18 protein-coding genes and 1 other annotated feature are annotated in these 18,148 nt (G+C 42.3%); of the genes, 2 read left to right on the forward strand and 16 right to left on the reverse strand.

Annotated elements, in window-relative coordinates; all coding sequences use genetic code 11:
* The first annotated feature begins 101 nt into the window (after positions 1-101).
* Positions 102-305 (forward strand): YrzA family protein, encoded by a 204-nt coding sequence (locus C6348_RS07660; protein ID WP_034620637.1) that lies wholly within the window; start codon positions 102-104, stop codon positions 303-305.
* A 38-nt stretch (positions 306-343) separates the two neighbouring features.
* On the opposite strand, the gene C6348_RS07665 is transcribed toward C6348_RS07660, so the two are convergent.
* The 16 genes from C6348_RS07665 to C6348_RS07740 all read right to left on the reverse strand — a co-directional run bounded on the left by C6348_RS07665 (position 344) and on the right by C6348_RS07740 (position 17,249).
* Positions 344-1,009, reverse strand: a complete 666-nt coding sequence (locus tag C6348_RS07665; protein ID WP_106042503.1) for a YrrS family protein — start codon at positions 1,007-1,009, stop codon at positions 344-346.
* Positions 1,010-1,075: 66 nt separating this feature from the next.
* Positions 1,076-2,818, reverse strand: a complete 1,743-nt coding sequence (locus C6348_RS07670) for a peptidoglycan D,D-transpeptidase FtsI family protein (RefSeq protein WP_106042505.1) — start codon at positions 2,816-2,818, stop codon at positions 1,076-1,078.
* A gap of 50 nt (positions 2,819-2,868) precedes the next feature.
* A complete protein-coding gene (gene greA, locus C6348_RS07675) occupies positions 2,869-3,342 on the reverse strand; it encodes a transcription elongation factor GreA (protein ID WP_007501433.1) in 474 nt (157 codons plus the stop codon).
* A gap of 652 nt (positions 3,343-3,994) precedes the next feature.
* Positions 3,995-4,627, reverse strand: a complete 633-nt coding sequence (udk, locus tag C6348_RS07680; protein WP_024423106.1) for a uridine kinase — start codon at positions 4,625-4,627, stop codon at positions 3,995-3,997.
* Between the two features lie 7 nt (positions 4,628-4,634).
* Positions 4,635-5,903 carry a peptidase U32 family protein gene (locus C6348_RS07685; protein WP_034661487.1) on the reverse strand — a complete coding sequence of 423 codons (1,269 nt, stop codon included), beginning with the start codon at positions 5,901-5,903 and terminating at the stop codon, positions 4,635-4,637.
* Between the two features lie 20 nt (positions 5,904-5,923).
* On the reverse strand, positions 5,924-6,853 hold the full coding sequence (locus tag C6348_RS07690; protein ID WP_106031255.1) for a peptidase U32 family protein: 930 nt from the start codon (positions 6,851-6,853) through the stop codon (positions 5,924-5,926).
* The gene (locus C6348_RS07695; protein WP_034661491.1) at positions 6,850-7,515 is read right to left on the reverse strand and encodes an O-methyltransferase; all 666 of its coding nucleotides are present in this window, start codon (positions 7,513-7,515) and stop codon (positions 6,850-6,852) included. The genes C6348_RS07690 and C6348_RS07695 overlap by 4 nt, the downstream gene beginning before the upstream one ends.
* A 211-nt stretch (positions 7,516-7,726) precedes the next feature.
* A complete protein-coding gene (gene mltG, locus C6348_RS07700; protein WP_106036918.1) occupies positions 7,727-8,809 on the reverse strand; it encodes an endolytic transglycosylase MltG in 1,083 nt (360 codons plus the stop codon).
* Positions 8,810-8,882: 73 nt separating this feature from the next.
* A complete protein-coding gene (locus tag C6348_RS07705) occupies positions 8,883-9,971 on the reverse strand; it encodes an acetyl-CoA C-acyltransferase (protein ID WP_106042507.1) in 1,089 nt (362 codons plus the stop codon).
* On the reverse strand, positions 9,959-11,422 hold the full coding sequence (locus tag C6348_RS07710; RefSeq protein ID WP_106042509.1) for an acyl-CoA synthetase: 1,464 nt from the start codon (positions 11,420-11,422) through the stop codon (positions 9,959-9,961). The genes C6348_RS07705 and C6348_RS07710 overlap by 13 nt, the downstream gene beginning before the upstream one ends.
* Positions 11,419-11,985, reverse strand: coding sequence for a biotin transporter BioY (locus C6348_RS07715; RefSeq protein ID WP_106042511.1), 567 nt, complete (start codon positions 11,983-11,985; stop codon positions 11,419-11,421). Before C6348_RS07715 ends, C6348_RS07710 begins: the two co-directional genes overlap by 4 nt.
* A gap of 154 nt (positions 11,986-12,139) precedes the next feature.
* A complete protein-coding gene (locus C6348_RS07720; RefSeq protein ID WP_034321391.1) occupies positions 12,140-12,424 on the reverse strand; it encodes a DUF1292 domain-containing protein in 285 nt (94 codons plus the stop codon).
* Positions 12,425-12,439: 15 nt separating this feature from the next.
* Entirely contained in the window at positions 12,440-12,856 is a 417-nt protein-coding gene (gene ruvX, locus C6348_RS07725) for a Holliday junction resolvase RuvX (protein ID WP_034661502.1), read from the reverse strand.
* A 3-nt stretch (positions 12,857-12,859) separates the two neighbouring features.
* Entirely contained in the window at positions 12,860-13,126 is a 267-nt protein-coding gene (locus tag C6348_RS07730) for an IreB family regulatory phosphoprotein (protein WP_024718370.1), read from the reverse strand.
* An 89-nt stretch (positions 13,127-13,215) separates the two neighbouring features.
* Positions 13,216-15,852: an alanine--tRNA ligase gene (gene alaS / locus C6348_RS07735; RefSeq protein WP_106042513.1), complete on the reverse strand. Its 2,637-nt coding sequence runs from the start codon at positions 15,850-15,852 to the stop codon at positions 13,216-13,218.
* An 80-nt stretch (positions 15,853-15,932) separates the two neighbouring features.
* Positions 15,933-16,141: a binding site (T-box leader), on the reverse strand.
* 43 nt (positions 16,142-16,184) lie between these two features.
* Positions 16,185-17,249, reverse strand: coding sequence for an AI-2E family transporter (locus tag C6348_RS07740; protein WP_060596856.1), 1,065 nt, complete (start codon positions 17,247-17,249; stop codon positions 16,185-16,187).
* 167 nt (positions 17,250-17,416) lie between these two features.
* On the opposite strand from C6348_RS07740, the gene C6348_RS07745 reads away from it, so the two are divergent.
* Positions 17,417-18,145, forward strand: coding sequence for an amino acid ABC transporter ATP-binding protein (locus C6348_RS07745; RefSeq protein WP_106031250.1), 729 nt, complete (start codon positions 17,417-17,419; stop codon positions 18,143-18,145).
* Positions 18,146-18,148: the final 3 nt, after the last annotated feature.

The raw sequence follows: 18,148 nt of genomic DNA on the forward strand, positions 1-18,148 counted from the left end.
TGTTTCTTTCCTACTAAAAAATACTGGGAGGGGTAGAAAAATATTTGCCCTTTTAGAGGAGAGAGATTAAGATGAATGAAGAGCATGGAGGGGTGAATCAAATGGATTTTCAGTTGGATTTTCTAAAGGATAAAATTGAATTCTTTGAAGCATCGTCTTTAAAAGAACTTGAACAAAAGATCCAAAAACAAATTGAACATAATCAGGCAATCTTGCTGACTGTTCATTCTGTCAGTCATCAAACGACTGTGATTGATGACCGGATTTTGTATACAGCGGTTGTTCATTTTAAGGCGAATATCTAAATAAAAAAGATAGCATATCTGCTATCTTTTTTTCATGTTTATTTTAATTTTTCAACCTTTACAGGTTTCCAGCCTTTTTCATCTACCCATGTGATTTCCACGCGGTAGCGTTCACCTGATGATTTGTCACGGATGGTTCCCTTTGCATCTTGAGGACCTCCGTTATTTCCTAACCAAAGAACCGTCATTTGATCTTCTGAAATCCCCGTCGCATAGGACATGGCTTTGATCATTTCTTTCCAGTCTTTTGAGTTAGAATCATAGGTTGCTGTATGTGAACCGGATTGCTCTGTTCCTACAGGCTCCCAGTCATCGCTTTCATATGTTTTGTCTACGTCACTCGTTTTGCCGCCGTCTGTTTCTTTGGCGTCTTTTAACGCATCTTTATTAGGCTCTTCTTCATCATCTGTCTTCTTCGTATCGTCGTCTTGATCAGATGAGTCCTCTTTTTTTGCATCTGCATCATCGGATGTGTCTTTCTTTTGATCTTTCACATCTTCTTCTGATTTTTGTTTATTTTCACTTGTTGCAGGCGCCGTTTTAGATGGTGCATCCGCTACATCTGTGTCTTTCGGTTTATTAAAAATTAACAAACTCGATGCGACAACCAAAATAAGCACCACAACGATACCAATTAATATGTTAAGCACCATATTCGCCTTTCTGCGCTTATCACGATGTTCAAATCGAGAATTTCTACTCAAAATCTCTGCACTCCTTTGCCTCGTTCCCTAAGTCGTTACTATTCTAACATGACATGAAGGGATGTTCTATGTCTGTTTCTTTTCAATTTCATTGACCTTTTTTACAATATCATAAAACGCATCATTTGTCTTAGCCCGGCCACTTGCCTCATCAAGGTGAACAACGACAAGAGCATATTTTGGTTTTCCCACCGGAAAGTACCCAGCAAACCACTTATGATAAAGCGGATTCCCCTTTTTATCTTTACTGCCGGTTTGGGCAGTGCCTGATTTCCCCGCTACATCAAATGGAAGATCTTGAAACCTTCTTCCTGTTCCTTTGTCAGACGTCACCACCTGCCTTAAGTACTTTTGCAGCTTTTGAGCTGTATAGCGGTCAATACTGTCTCCTTCCGGTCGTTTGTTTTGAAAGGTTAGCATCGTTGTTCCGTTTTGATACAGCACTTTTTCAGCGATTTTCACTTCTTTTCGTTCTCCGCCTCTCGCAATCGATGCCATCATATTGGCGATTTGCAAAGGAGTCGTTTTGACATTTTTTTGTCCTATTGCGGTTTGGGCAATGGCTTTTTTGACATGCTTGTCTCTTTTATCTCCCCACACACTGCCGGTTTCTTCACGATCAAACTGTTTGAAATGCTGCTTATGATAGACATCCCCTTCCCAGCCAGCTCGATCAATGAGTCCAAGCTTTGCAGCCGTCTTTTCGATGATTTGATCATCTGTTTGGATAAGCTTGCCAGCAAGTGTCGCAAAGGTATAATTACAGCTCTGCGAAAAGCTCTCAGACAGATTCAGCACTTCCTGCGTTCCTTCTGGCTCTCCATATAAATTCTTTCGACAGTCATACATCGTTTGTGGCTGGTCGAGGTTTTTTTCGATTGCTGCGGCAAGTACAGCGGTTTTAAAGACAGAGCCTGGTGCCATGGCAGTCAGCATATAATTTCTTGCCTCATGCCGGTTTTTGCTTGTGACATTTGGCGTACTCGCCATCGCCAACACGCTGCTGCTTTCAATGTCGAGCAGAACGGCCCCGCCTTTTTCGACGCCTTGTTCTTTCAGAACTTTCTCCATTTCAGCTTGCATGTTTTCATCAATTGTTGTTTGAACCTGAAGAGGATAAAATGAATGAGCCTCTGCTGTATATTTGACGTCCATTCCAAACAAAGGGTTTCCCCTTCCGTCCACATGATATAACAATTTTGTGTCTTGCTCGGGTAATAGAAATTCGTCAAAGGTACTTTCTAGCCCAAAAGTACCGATTTCTGTACGGATGGAAAGCTCTTTTTTGTCAGGATAACGCTTTCTGAGCAATTCTGGATTTTCACTCGTGAAGCCTAATGTGTGGAGGGCAAGTCTTTTTTTGTCCTTCTCTTTCATATATACGCCGTAAACACCTGAATATTTCATATCATTGATGTCTTTCAGCTTTTTTTTCGTGATGTCATCTTTGAGAATCAGAGGTTTTTTGGTTTCTGTCAGCTGTTTTTTGAGTTCATCTTCTTCCATCTCGAGAATAGAGGCGGTTTGTTTTAAATGAGGAAGATCATATTGCAGAAAAGGAAATAAGATAACCGCGGGCTGTTCTTTTGTGAGAAGCGCTTCGCCGTTTCGATCTAAAAATTCACCGCGGCCATCTGAAATGACCACTTCTTCTGTACGCTGTTTGACACTTTCTTGTATTAAATTGATATCAAGCTTTGAAAAAGATTCTGTGAAGAACAGTTGAATTTCTGCCAGTCTCATGAGAAGACCGAGAAGCAGCATAAAAATAATAGCACCTGTCCATTGAATTCTACGTTTTTTGCGCATAAAAACACCTCGTCCCTATTGTGGACGAGGTGTTTATCGTATAAACGTGATTATGAAATTTTTACAATTTGGACGAACATTTCTCCGCCAGGTGTTTGAACGGTTACTTTGTCGTCTACTTGTTTGCCTAACAGACTTTTTGCGATTGGTGAATCGTTTGAAATCTTTCCTTCGAACGGATCAGCTTCTGCACTTCCAACGATAGTGTAAGACTCTTCTTCTCCGTCTGGTAATTCAACGAATGTGACTGTTTTACCAAGTGAGACAATATTTGAGTTTCCTTCATCTTCGATAATTTTGGCATTGCGAATCATATTATCAAGCGTTGTGATACGCCCTTCTACAAACGCTTGCTCTTCTTTAGCAGAATCATATTCCGAGTTCTCAGAGAGGTCTCCAAAGCTTCTAGCAATTTTAATACGCTCTACAACCTCTTTACGTTTAACCGTTTTCAAATATTCAAGCTCTTCTTCTAATTTACGTTTTCCTTCTTCTGTCATTGGAAATACTTTCTCTTGTGCCATGAATCATTCACTCCTTCTATTAATCCTCATCATACAAACTTTCTGCACGTGAGTGACGACTGAAATATACAAGAATGAGGACTTCTTCAGGCCCTCATTCCTTCTGTCCCATATTTGTAAAAGTCCATCTTACATGGCGTCCCTTTTAGATGCAACTATTATGCCTTTTTTCAGACAGAACCACTCTCAGTGGTCTAAAGATGATCTATCTTCATCGCACAAACTGTGGAAAGGCACAGGAAGCTCCTGTACCTCGTTCGCCATTTCGATCATATGTAGAAGAATAGCTTATCCATTCTCCATCTTCCAATACATAATATGGTCAGTGTACGATATGTCTATGCTATATTATTACAAAATTGCTTTTTGATCAAGAATTGTTTGAAAATTTGTGATGATTTGTTTGTCGTTTTTTTAATATACTATTACAAAATCGAAACAACTTCAATATTCAGCTTGAAAACGGCATTTTTCTACATCTATTTCACATCATTGTTTTCCTATCATACCAAATCTTTCATTCAAGGTGTTCCTTCTAAAAATATTTAAGCAGCTTCTACTTATAGAAACAAGTGAAATATTGGTATTTATTCTCTTTATCATGATGTTGAAAAGACCTTTACAATGTAAAGGTCTTTTTCTTCTCCACCATTTACTCTGCTCGGTTTTGAAGAATCGTTTGAATTTTTGTCACCATTAGGTCAATCGCCACATGGTTTTGGCCGCCTTCTGGGATGATGATATCGGCGTATCGCTTTGTCGGTTCAATGAATTGATTATGCATTGGTCTGACAACAGATACATACTGTTCAATCACAGAATCGATTGAACGGCCTCTTTCTTTTGTATCGCGTAAAATGCGGCGAATGATGCGAAGGTCTGCATCTGTATCAACATACAGTTTAATATCCATTAAGTCTCTCAGACGTTCATCTTCTAGTGCAAAGATGCCTTCAACGATGATGACATCCTTTGGTTCAACATGGACCGTCTCTTCTGAACGTGTGTTTAGCTTGAAATCATATATTGGTTTTTCAATGGATTCGTACCTTAGGAGCTGTTCCAAATGCTCAAACATCAGGTCATTGTCGAATGCAAGCGGATGATCATAATTCGTAAGCAAGCGCTCTTCAAATGGCATATGACTTTGATTTTTGTAATATAAATCTTGCTGAAGCATGAGGATGGAATGTCCTTTAAATTTTTCATAGATCGAATTGGTGACGCTCGTTTTACCTGAACCCGAGCCGCCAGCAATTCCAATGACAACTGGTTTACTCCTCATGTGCCTGTTATTTCCCCTTTCTCATCATGTTGCTAGGGTATACTTTTTGATCGAGCTTGAATTTTACGATTTGCAGCGGATGACGAGCGGCATCTAGTTCATTTCCTTTTTCATCCCAAATCGTCTCAATTTTGCATGTGAAATTCTCAATTTCTGGTCCGAAAAATTCGACTTCATCGCCAGCTTTAAAGAAGTTGCGCTGCTGCAATGTGACGATTTGTTCTTTTTCATCATAATGAAGAACGAGACCTGCGAAATCAAATGTCGTTTTCTTTCCATGAATGCCAAACATTTGTTCATCCGTTCCTGGTACACCTTCGAAAAAGGCTGGCGCTGTGTCACGGTTTGCGCATTTATCTAGTTCATCTAACCATTCCTGCTGAATGACAAAATTGTCTGGGTCAGCACAATAGGCGTCAATGACTTTGCGATATACACTCACGACAGTTGCCACATAATGAATTGATTTCATTCGCCCTTCGATTTTCAAGCTGTCAATTCCCATTTCGATCATTTGAGGAATGGATTCGACAAGCTTTAAGTCTTTTGGACTCATCGCAAATGGTGCGTCTTCCTCTCCAAACAATGGCGCTTCCTCAGAACCTTCTAGTTTATAAAGATCATAATCCCAGCGGCAGGACTGGCAGCAGCCTCCGCGGTTAGAATCTCTTGCCGTCATGTGGTTACTGAGCACGCAGCGGCCAGAGTAAGCAATACACATTGCACCGTGAATGAACGTTTCAATTTCAATATCGACCTTTTCTTTCATTTCTCTAATTTCCAGCGCACTTGTCTCGCGAGCAAGCACCACACGCTCAAGACCTTCTTCCTTCCAAAACTGAACAGCTTTCCAATTCGAAAGAGATTGCTGTGTGCTTAAATGGACTTCAAGCTTCGGTGCGACACGTTTACACGTTTCAATGATCAGCGGGTCAGCCACAATAATGCCCGCTACTCCAGCGCCTTCAATCCCTTGAAGGTATTCCTCAAGTCCGTCCATGTTTTCGTTGTGGGCAAAGATATTCGTTGTCACATAAATTCGTGCACCGTATTTGTTTGCAAATGCGACGCCTTCAGCCATTTCTTCAATTGAAAAGTTATCGGCATTTGAGCGAAGTCCAAATTCTTTTCCGCCAATAAAGACAGCATCTGCTCCATAATGTACTGCAATTTTCAGCTTTTCCAAGTTTCCTGCTGGTGCAAGCAGTTCTGGTTTTTTTGTAATGACACGTTTTCCATCAATCATTTCAGAAATACCATCTTTCAATAGTGCCATTTCCTCTGCCTCCTCTTATATTAATAAACCGTTTCTTTAAAGAAGAACCCTGTATCGATTGAACGGTTGACAGGCTGAATCTCTTCAATCCGCTCCACCCATTCATCTTTCTGATCTTCATAGCCTTCCTTATCAGTCACTAGTAAATCAATGGCTTTTCGATATAGTGATGTCACCTCTGTCATATAAGAAAGTGACTTTAAAATTCCGTCAATTTTAAATGAGTCAATGCCTGCGTCAACAAATTCTTCTAATTCGTCAATCATACACACATCATTAGGACTCATAATATGTGTGCCGTTTGCATCCTCGAAAATAGGGTATTTGTTTTGACGTTCCTGGTCATGAAGGAATAGTCCTTCCTCCATATTTCTGCCTTCAACGTCCATTTGTTTGCCTTGGTATTCAAAGTAGTTGCCAATGAGCGTACGTTTCGATTGAAACATACATGTCATGCCATGAACTTGAATTTCGATTTCCACCTCAGCATTTTCTTTAATGTCGATTACACTGTCCATGTTCAGCTCTTTGGCAAGAACAGCACGCGTTGCGCCTTTTCTGCCCCAGTAGTTACAAGTGTAATAGTTTGTCCCAGTCGTTTCTGTACTCCAGTGGAGATTCAGGCTCACCCCAGTTTCCTTTGCGGCCATGATCACGGCTGGGTCTCCAAAGACGACGCCATCTACGTTTAATGCATCGAGAAAGGTTAAATAATCTCCAAGCAGCTGCACACGGTCATTATGAAAAATCGCGTTCATCGCCACATACACTTTTTTGTGATGCGCATGTGCCAGCTCAACCGTCTGTTTCACATCTTCTCTTGAAAACTCGCCTGCAAGACGAATACCGTATGTTTGTTCGCCTATGAAGAATGCATCAGCTCCCGCCTCGATTAATGGCAGTACGTCTGACACCTTGCTTGGCGTCACAAGCAATTCTGGTTTTTTCATGATTGGTCACCTCTTTTTGTACTAATGGCGATCCCGTCTCCAACTGGAATAATACACGTTTGGAAATCAGGGTTTGACATGAGCCATTGATTGTATCGATCAATTTTTCCAATTAATTGTTTTTTTCGTTTATCTTCAATTTCTTCTTCATAGTTCGTTGCCACTAAGCCTTTGAATAATACGTTGTCTGTTATGATCATTCCGTCATGAGCAAGCATCGGTTCAAACAGCTCAAAAAAACGTTTGTACTGCCCTTTTGCGGCATCAATAAAGATCACGTCATAGGGCGCCATCGTTTGGACCGTTTTAGCCGATTCCATGGCATCACCAAAGAACACGTGTATTCTTTCTTTTAACTTTAATTCCTCAATGTTCCGTGTCGCTTCTTCATAGCGTTTCGCATTTCGCTCAATCGTATAAATCTCAGCATCTGGCAGAGCTGTCGCCATTCGAATGGCGGAGTAGCCAATCGCTGTCCCAACCTCAAGGATTTTCTTCGGCTTTTTCATCGACAGCAGCTGCAGTAAAAGTTCGATGCTCACCTTTTCCATAATTGGCACATGATGCTCTTTTGCGTATACCTCTAATTGAGCGATTGCATCAGGACTTGGGTGAATTAAATGTTCAATATAATCATTGATTTGATCATCTTCGATAGTCATTATTTGTCTAGCTCCTTCATGACCTGAAAAAGAAGAGTCCTGCCTATTGCAGCTCTCTTTCTCGTCAATCTTTCGTTCATCTAAGTAAAAACAACCCGATATATTTTACCACAAAGAAGTGGTAATTGCGAACCTATAAAATGGATATTCCAACGAAAAAAACTGCAGGCAATCTTGTATTGTCTACAGTCTTTTTCGATTCACATGTACATTAATTACTGCCTGTGATGTATTTTGCTTTCGCTTTGTTGTGCTCATTTAACGTTTTCGTAAAGACGACTTCTCCATTTTTCTTCGCAAGGAAGTACACATAATCCGTTTTCTCTGGATGCAGTGCCGCCTTCCATGAAGATTCACCAGCATTTGCAATAGGTCCAGGCGGCAGCCCCTTGTTATTATACGTATTATAAGGAGATTTCACCTTAAGGTCTTTGTAATAAACGCGGGATTTATGCTCTCCCAGTGCATAAAGAACGGTTGGGTCGGTTTGAAGCGGCATGTCCTTTTTCAACCGGTTATAAAATACACTAGAGATTTTTGCTCGATCCGTCTTTTCCGTCGCTTCCATTTCAATCAGTGATGCCATCGTTAACACATCATGTATGGACATGTTTGTCTTTTTCATGTCTTTTTCATACGTTTTCACGTATTGATCTGTTTGTTTAATCATTGTTTCAATGATCGTTTCGAGTGATTCATCCTCACGATAAAATGGATACGTCGCAGGGAATAAATAACCTTCTAACGGATGTTTCACCTGTTTGCCATTTACCTGTGATGTCACCGTTTTCGGATATTTTTTCATTAACGTTTGAATAAACGCAGGATCATCAAGCTTTGCTTCCACTTCCTTGGCTGAAAAATGCGTCTGGTTTGCAATAATCGCCGCAATATCAGACAGCTGTTTTCCTTCTGGAATCACAAGCTGAAAGGCGTAGTCTGTCCCTCCAGATGTCAGCTTTTGAATCAGCTTGTCTGCGTCCATCGTTTGTTTTAAATGAAAATACCCTGCTTTAAATCCGGACGCATTTTTGTATTTTGCATAATAAGTGAAAATCGTGTCATTCGAAATGAGCCCATTTTCTTTTAAAATGCCCGCAATCTCACGGACAGATGTCCCATTTGGAATATGAATATTAATCGTTTGTTTGCTTTTTTGATCGACCGGTCCAAGTGCTGATTTAACATATAAAAAGCCTGATAATGCTGCAATGATGATGACAGCAAGAACAGATAACAGGACGATCCCCATTTTTCTTTTAAAAAATGGTCGTTTCTTTTGTTCTGAAAACATGCATGGCCCTCCTCACATCTAGCTTTTATAGTACATGATTCGACGGAGTTCGGCAATTACTTGCTCATGCATCTCATGACAGAACTTGACATAATACGGCTAAACCAACGCCGCCACCGCTTCCAATAGCAGCCATGACATAGCTTCCATTTGGTAAAGCGCGTGCTTCGTAAAATAGTCTCACCATCATAGCAGCTCCCGATGCGCTGTATGGATGACCAAGACAAAGTGCACCGCCTCTTTTATTGATCTGGTCATAAGGAATACCAAGCGTACGAGCAATCAGCGCTATTTTCAGAGCAAAAGCTTCATTGATTTCAAACAGTGCAACATCCTCTGCCTTGATTTTCTCTTGATCTAGAAGTTTCTTCATCGCATCAATCGGCGCAGCAGCTGGAAAATTGGGATGCATTGCCGCAACAGCACTTCCGGCATATCGCAGCATTGGCTGAAACCCATTTGCCTCCGCTAGCGCTCTTTCCATCACAACGACCGCTGCTGCCCCGTCTGCTTCTTTGCAGCTATTGGCGGCAGTCACAGATCCTTTTCCCGGTGAAAATACAGGCTTTGCCCGCTGGATCAGCTTCTTCATCGGTCTTATTTTAGCGGCCGCTTCATCAATGCTCAGTCCGCTAATCGAAACAATTTCCTCTGAATATGTACCACGTTTGATTGCGTCTATACTTCTTTCCCAGCTTAATTGCGCATAATCATCTTGTTCTTTTCTTGTAACAGAAAATCTCGAGGCGGTCAGCTCTGCTGCTTCGCCCATAGCCGGATCTCCTATCCATTCAGGTGAAAAGCGGGCTCTTTCTTTCATTGGTGATCCGGAAATGCTCTCAGTCCCGCCAGCGATATACATTGAGCCTTCCCCTGATTGAACCATGACGCAAGCTGTTCGGATTGCTTCAAGACCAGAGGCACACTGCCTATCAATCGTCATACCAGGAACGTGCAAAGAAAGCCCTGCTTCTAATGAGGACAGACGGGCCATATTTCCGCCGCCTCCTACAACATTGCCTAATATGACGTCGTCCGGCGTCATCCCTTGAGACAAATGCTGAATAAGGGGCGCGGCTAATTGCTCTGGACGATAATCCTTCAGCATCCCGTTTTTATCACCGAAGGGTGTCCGTTTTGCTTGTACGATTACTGCTTGCATGACAACTGCTCCTCCGCCCACTTTTTCATGCTGGCACGTGCTAATTTCCCCCCAGATGTTTCAATCATTTGATCAATGACAAGCCATTTTTTAGGCATCTTGTAGGCAGCCAATTTTTCTTTGACAGCTTGCCGAACCGTCTTTGTCTGCTGTCCTTCTTCAATAATGGCAACAGGAATTTCACCCCAATATGGGTCAGGAACGCCAACCACAATCGACCGCTTCACCTCGGGCTGTTCATTTAGCACGCGTTCAATTTCCTCCGGAAAAATATTCAGCCCCCCATAGACGATCATGCCATTCTCACGGCCGCTCATATACAAATAGCCGTCTTCATCCATCCAGCCCATATCATAAACTGTCAGCCACTCCTCCGGCGGTTTCACCTCATGTAAGTAGCCTGAAAAAGACATTGGGCTCTTCACATAAATTCTTCCTGTCTCATTTGGCTGGCAGACAGATTGATCGGCCCGCCTCACTTCGACTTGAATGGAAGAAAAGGGTCGTCCGACAGAAGAAGGTTTTTGCAGAAAGTCATTTGAAGATAAGTAGGAAACAAAGCTTAACTCTGATGTGCCGTAAAAATCAAAAAAAGTGACATGCGGATAGTTGGTGACAAGTTGTTTTTTTGATGAAATGCCCCAATCTGCTCCGGATGATATGACAAGAAGCGGGTTGTCTCCCTCAAAAGCATTAATTTGCAGTAACGATTCTGTCATTGTCGGGACAGTATACATAACAGTGATGTCTCCTGTCTCTAAAGCTTTCTTTGCTTTCATTGGCGTGAATTTTTCTAAAAGCGTCACTGTGCCGCCAAAGTATAGGGTACTGATGGCACCATATAAAAAGTGAGAGGATAAGAGTGTGCCTGCTATAAGAACATGATCTTGATGAGTGATTCCAAATGTATCCGCTGTCGTTCGAAAGCTTTCGATCCATGACTGCTGACGCCTGATAAAGGCTTTAGGTGAACCCGTTGATCCTGACGTAAATCCCATATAAAAGACAGGGTCGTTCTCGCTGTCGCTTTTGTTATATGGACCTTGTGTGATCAGGCTCATTCTTTCCTTCCATTCAGATAAAGAAAAAACCGGCATGTCTACGCTGTGTTTTTCAAATCTTTCCATATATCGATCCTCTATAATAACGAGAGCTGCCTCACTTAACAAGAGCTTTTCTACACATTCCTCATGGCCCCATCTCGGATCAAGCGGGATAGCTGTCCACCCTGCACAAGCAGCGCCAGCAAATATTTGCAAGAAAGAAGCACCATTTGATAATAAAAAAGCGACTCTTTTTTGCTCATGAGCCGTTCGTTGCAGCCATTGTGCCGATGTCTGGACACGTTCATACCAATCTTGATAAGTGATCCTTTCTTTTCCATCAATGATAGCGATATGATCTGGGTTCATTTCTGCATGTAATGCATAGCTATCCGTTATTCTGTTCAAACCGCACGCCTCCCTTTATGCACATCCCTTTTTCGATATGACATGGCCTCAATGATTTTCACCGTGAGAACGGCACACATGCCCGCTTTGATGAGATCACCTGGAATATAAATCAGACTAAGAAGAGCTGCCTGAGTGACCTTTATATCCATCATCATGGCTTGAAAAGGAATGCCGCATAGATACAAAATCCCAATACTGCATACCGCAAAGATCATAAAAAGACGCAGAGCGGTCACTTTTTTTAGTCGGTTCAGCCAAAAACTGATCATAAGAGCAGCCACTGGATAAGCTAATAAAAAACCTCCGCTTGGCCCAAAAAAGACTCCAATTCCGCCTCTCCCACCAGACAAAAGAGGTGCGCCTGCTGCCACAACCAAGAGGAACAGAAGTAAACTGATCAGTGACTGTTTTGGTTTTAACAGCCCCCCAGCAAGCAAAAGACCTGCCGTTTGCAATGTGATTGGTACAGGTGTAAACGTAAGTAAAATCGGCGGGATCAACCCTAACATTCCGATAACCGCTGTCATTAACGCCATTTGCATCATATCTTGAATTTTCAACATTCATGCCCCTCACTCAATTCGTTATTAAAATTAGAGTAAAAGGTACAGTTTATTATGTCAACATAAAATAAAATAAAGTTAACATATTGATCGTAAAAAAAGACCTGTGAAGAAAGATCACCAAGATCCGTTCACAGGCCTTTTATTCGTTCTATTCTTCGTCTTCTTCTTGATCTAAGAACGTATTTAATGTTTCTTCAATCATATCCCATTCTTCATCCGTTTCAATAGGCTCTAGCTCGCCATCTTCACCGTCTTCGTTCGGCGTGAAGCTTGATGCATGAATTTCAATTTCTTCATTGTCTTGCTCAGAAATTGGGTAGTAAAGAACATATGATTTGTTAAAATGGTCGCTTTCAAAAGTAAATAGTACTTCGCAAAGCTGTTCATTTCCATTATCATCAACGATTGTAATTTGCTTTTCTCCATGTTCCATTTGATTCACCTCATTTTAATTTAAGCTGTCTAAATACCCTTGCAGGATCATAACAGCCGCCATTTTATCAATGACTTTTTTACGCTTTTGTCTGCTCACATCTGCAGAGATGAGCATTTTTTCCGCTGCCATTGTCGACAGACGCTCGTCCCAAAGCACAACAGGAACATTGTACGTGTTTTCTAACACTTTCGCAAATAATTGGCTGGCTTCGCCTCTAGGACCGACCGTACCGTTCATATTTTTTGGAAAGCCAAGTACGATTTTATCCGTTCCGTATTGCGCGACGATCTCAGACAGGCGGCTGAGACCGAAGTCTCCGCCTGCTTCATCAATTTTAATTGTTTCTATCCCTTGCGCTGTCCATCCCATTTCATCACTGATCGCAACACCAAGGGTTTTCGTGCCTAAATCCAAGCCTAAAATTCTCATGTTTTACGCCTCTTTATGTGTCTCTAAGTACGATTTAACCAATTCCTCAATTAATTCGTCTCGTTCTAGTTTACGAATTAGGTTGCGTGCATCCTGATGTCTTGGAATATAAGCAGGGTCGCCTGACAGCAAGTATCCGACAATTTGATTGATCGGGTTGTATCCTTTTTCTTGGAGTGCGTCATATACTGTAATGAGCACTTCATTCACATTGGTTTCAGCTGAATCATCAGAGAAGTTAAACTTCATTGTCTTATCAAATGAACTCACTGCTTCTTGCACCTCTCTTCCAACATTCTACTAGCAAGCTTTTTTCTAACCGCTCATCTAATACCATTATTCTACACTACATCGCCTGATTATAAAACGGATTTGACAGATTCTTCGACAGTTGCCAGTGCTTCTTCTAGCTTTTCCGGTTGTTTACCGCCTGCTTGTGCCATGTCTGGACGTCCGCCTCCGCCTCCGCCGCAGATTTCAGCTGCCTGCTTCACAAGTTTCCCTGCATGCAGACCTTTTTCGATGACGTCTTTTGTTACTCCTGCTGAAATGTTTACTTTTCCGTTTTGAACGGCTCCGAGCACAATGACAGCTGATCCTAATTTGGCTTTTAAGTCATCAACCATTGTTCTTAAATGGTTCATGTCTTTCGCGTTTACTTTTTCAGTTAACACTTTCACTCCGCCGATTTCTGTCACTTTCTCTAAAATAGAGCCTGCTTCAGCCTGGCTTAATTTTGCAAGAAGAGATTCGTTTTCTCTTTGAGCCTCTTTTAAATCTGCCTGCAATGCGGCGATACGTTTTGGTACGTCTTTCGTATTTGACTTCAGCTCACTCGCTGCCTGTTCTAAAATGGCCAGCTGGTCATTTAATTCTTCGTATGCACCTTTACCAGTCACAGCCTCAATCCGGCGTGTTCCAGCACCAATACCCGATTCAGACGCAATTTTAAACAACCCGATTTCCGCCGTGTTTTGCACGTGACAGCCGCCGCATAGCTCGATGCTGTAATCGCCTACCTGGACCACGCGGACAATATCGCCATACTTCTCGCCAAAGAGCGCCATTGCACCCATTTCTTTTGCTTCAGCAATCGGCTTCAGGTCAATCGCAACAGAGATGCCTTCCCAGATTTTTTCGTTCACGATTTTTTCAATCTGAGACAATTCTTCTTTTGTCACTTGTCCAAAGTGAGAGAAGTCAAAGCGAAGTCTGTTTTCATTCACCAATGATCCCGCTTGGTTCACGTGGCTGCCCAATACATCTTTTAACGCCTGATGCAAAAGATGTGTCGCTGTATGGTTTTTCACAATGCCTTTTCGAAGAGCTGATTCCACTTCTGCAGTGACTTCAAGTCCTTTTTTGGCTGTACCGCTTACAACAACTCCCTCATGGACATGCTGACCGTTTGGCGCCTTTTTCACATCTTTAATGTCGATGATGACTTCAGCGCTTTTTAATGTCCCTTTATCAGCCACTTGTCCGCCGCTTTCCGCATAGAAAGGTGTTTCATCTAACAAGATTTGTACCGTATCGCCTTCATGTGCTTCTGTGACAATTTCACCATTTTGAAGCAATTCGACAATATGGGCATCTGCCGTTAGATTTTCGTAGCCAACGAATGTGCTTTCTACTTTAATATCTCCTAGAGCGCCGCCTTGAACCTGCATACTGCCGACATCTTGTCTCGCATTTCTTGCACGTTCACGCTGCTTCTCCATCTCAGCCTGGAAGCCTTCTCGATCCACTGTCATGTTCTCATCTTCTGCGTATTCTTCTGTCAGCTCGACAGGGAATCCATACGTGTCATACAGTTTAAAGACATCTTCACCTGAAATCTGCGTGTTGCCTTTGTCTCTTTCTTTTTTGATGACTTCTGACAAGATGGCTAACCCTTCGTTCAGTGTTTCATGGAAACGTTCTTCTTCATTTTTGATGACTTTCGCAATAAATTCTTCTTTTGCTTGTACATCTGGGTAGAAATCCTTCATGATTTCCGCAACCACTGGGACTAGGTCATACATAAACGGGCGGTGAATGTGAATGGTTTTTGCATAACGCACTGCACGGCGAAGTAAACGTCTTAACACATACCCGCGGCCTTCATTGGAAGGAAGCGCTCCATCACTTACAGCAAAGGCAACCGTCCGGATATGGTCAGCAATTACCTTAAATGCTGTATCCTTTTCCTTTGTCTCGCCATAGCTTTCTCCAGAGATGGTTTCAACTGCACGAATAATTGGCATGAATAGATCTGTATCAAAGTTCGTTGGTACGTTTTGAATGACAGATACCATTCGTTCAAGACCCATCCCTGTATCAATGTTTTTCTTCGGCAGCGGCGTGTATGACCCATCTGGATTATGGTTAAATTCAGAGAACACAAGGTTCCACACTTCTAGATAACGCTCATTTTCTCCGCCAGGATATAATTCTGGATCGTTCATGTCGTCACCGTATGATTCGCCGCGGTCATAGAAAATTTCCGTATTCGGTCCACTTGGGCCCTCGCCAATATCCCAGAAGTTTCCTTCAAGACGAATAATACGTTCTTCAGGAACACCGATTTTATCTCTCCATAGAACATACGCCTCTTCGTCCTCTGGATGGACAGTTACAGATAACAAATTCGGGTCAAAGCCAATCCACTCGTCACTTGTGAGGAATTCCCACGCCCATTCAATCGCTTCTTCTTTAAAATAATCACCAATAGAGAAGTTGCCGAGCATTTCAAAGAACGTATGATGGCGTGCCGTTTTTCCTACATTTTCAATATCATTTGTACGAATTGATTTTTGCGCGTTGCAAATACGCGGATTTTCAGGTACGACGCGGCCATCAAAGTATTTCTTTAATGTTGCCACGCCGCTGTTGATCCACAAAAGTGTCGGATCATCATGCGGTACGAGTGACGCACTCGGTTCTACAGCATGTCCTTTTTCTTTAAAAAAGTCTAAAAACATTTGGCGTACTTGAGCTGAAGTTAAAGTTTTCATTCAAAAATCCTCCCTTATCATTCATCAATCTCCACACAAACGAAAAAACATCCCGCCCTATGCAAGCACAAAACGACTTACACAGGGACGAGATGCTCTCGCGGTACCACCCTGATTATAGACCTATTCGTCTATCACCTTCACATCCGATAACGCCGGAAGAGAGCGGCAGTGTTTATCTGCACTCGGGACTAGCTTCCGTTAAAGGTCTGATAAGGCTTTTCTCAGCAAAATAAAGCCTCTCTCTGCAACAGCTTTTTAACGTACTCGGGTCCGTCATTGAATTCAGTATGTATGAATCGAAATTATTATAGACAACTCGGCTCCTCTTGTCAATGAACGCTTCGTCTCATGAGGATATATTGCACAATGATCACCCTGATTATAGCAGCTGTAGGTACCGCTAAAATCATCCCAATTAAGCCAAATAGCTCTCCTCCTGCGAGCAAGACAAGCATAATGACGACAGGATGCATATGGAGACTTCTCCCTACGATGATCGGACTGAGGACGTTGCTTTCTAAAAATTGCAGCACTGCTACTGTGATCAGCACAATAATAACCGATTTGACCGAGATGGTAAACGCAATAAAGACAGCGGGAATCGCGCCAATAATCGGTCCAAAATACGGAATGACATTCGTTGCGCCAATCAGCATACCAAGGACAAGCGGGTACGGAATATGAAACAGCCAGAGCACAATGGCTGCTGCACCGCCGATTAAGGAACAGACAAGCAGCTGCCCTCTAATATAATTACCAAGCGATTCATCAACTGCTTTCACAAACGCATGTCCCCTCTTCCGAAATGAGGGCGGCGTTAAATACCATGCAGCCCGCTTCATCGTATTCATGTCCTTCACCATATAAAAAACAAGAAAAGGAATGAGCGCTGCAACTAAAGCGTAATCAAGTAATACTTTACAGCTAAGAATCATCCGCTCAGCGCCGTTAGCTGCATATGTCTCCGATTGGACAATCAAACGGTCCAGCCTGTCGTGAAGTCCGTCGGGCCAATGGCTAGTATGACGATGAATATGAGATAAGGCGCCATTATACGTTTCAGCAAGCACAGGAATTTGTTCTGACAGCTCATTTAACTGCTTAATCATGACAGGTGCCCCTTTATAAACCGCAAGCCCAATCCCGCCAAAAAACAGTACATAAATCAATAAGAGACTAACAGTCCTTGGTAAGCCCCCCGCGTGCAATCTTTCCACTATCGGATAAAGCAGATAAGAAATAAAAATAGCAATGAGAAGCGGAATCAGAACCGCCTTTAACAACAAAAAAATAGGCATCCATAACTCGTCGAGCTGCAGTAAAATGAGCAAGGATGCAAGGACAAGCAGGACCCCTGCAGCATATATCAGAAATTGGATCGGACGTTTCTTCACCTTTTTCACCTCTTTTCTTATTGTTTAACCTTCTTCTGCAATTATCCATGTAAATAAAATTTGTCCTAACTTTGTTAAAAATGAATACACATGAAACATACAGCTCCATCAAAAGTCACTAAAATATCTCCACTGAATATTCCATCATGTACAAGAGGAGGTTTTTCATGATCACATTCGAAGAAGTCAACAAGCATTATGGCCAGTTCCATGTACTTAAGGACATTAACCTACATATTCAAAAAGGTGAGGTGGTCGTGATCATCGGTCCTTCAGGATCAGGTAAAAGCACGATGCTCAGATGCATCAATCGTCTTGAAAGCATTGATGAGGGAAAGGTACTCGTCAACCAAGTGCCTGTTCAGCATCCGAAGACCAACATTAATCTTGTCAGGCAAAATATCGGGATGGTGTTTCAGCATTTTCATCTCTATCCTCATAAAACGGTGCTTGAAAACATTATGCTTGCGCCAATGAAGGTGAAAAAGGTGAGCAAGGAAGAAGCGAGGGAAACAGCCGAATTTTATTTACATAAAGTCGGCATTCCTGATAAGGCTGACGCCTACCCTTCAAGACTCTCAGGCGGACAGCAGCAGCGTGTTGCCATTGCAAGAGGGCTTGCGATGAAGCCAGAGATCATGCTGTTCGACGAACCGACATCGGCACTCGACCCAGAGATGATTGGAGAGGTACTAGATGTGATGAAGCAGCTCGCCCGAGAAGGAATGACCATGGTAGTCGTCACACATGAGATGGGGTTTGCCAGGGAAGTGGCCGACCGCATTGTCTTTATTGATGAAGGCAGAGTTCTTGAAGAGTCAACACCGGCTGCATTTTATGAGAAACCGCGTGAGAAACGCGCTCAGCTCTTTTTAAGCCGTATTTTAAATCACTAGGGG

Origin of the sequence: Bacillus sp. YBWC18 (assembly GCF_002998775.1) — a bacterium.
Classification (GTDB): domain Bacteria; phylum Bacillota; class Bacilli; order Bacillales; family Bacillaceae; genus Bacillus.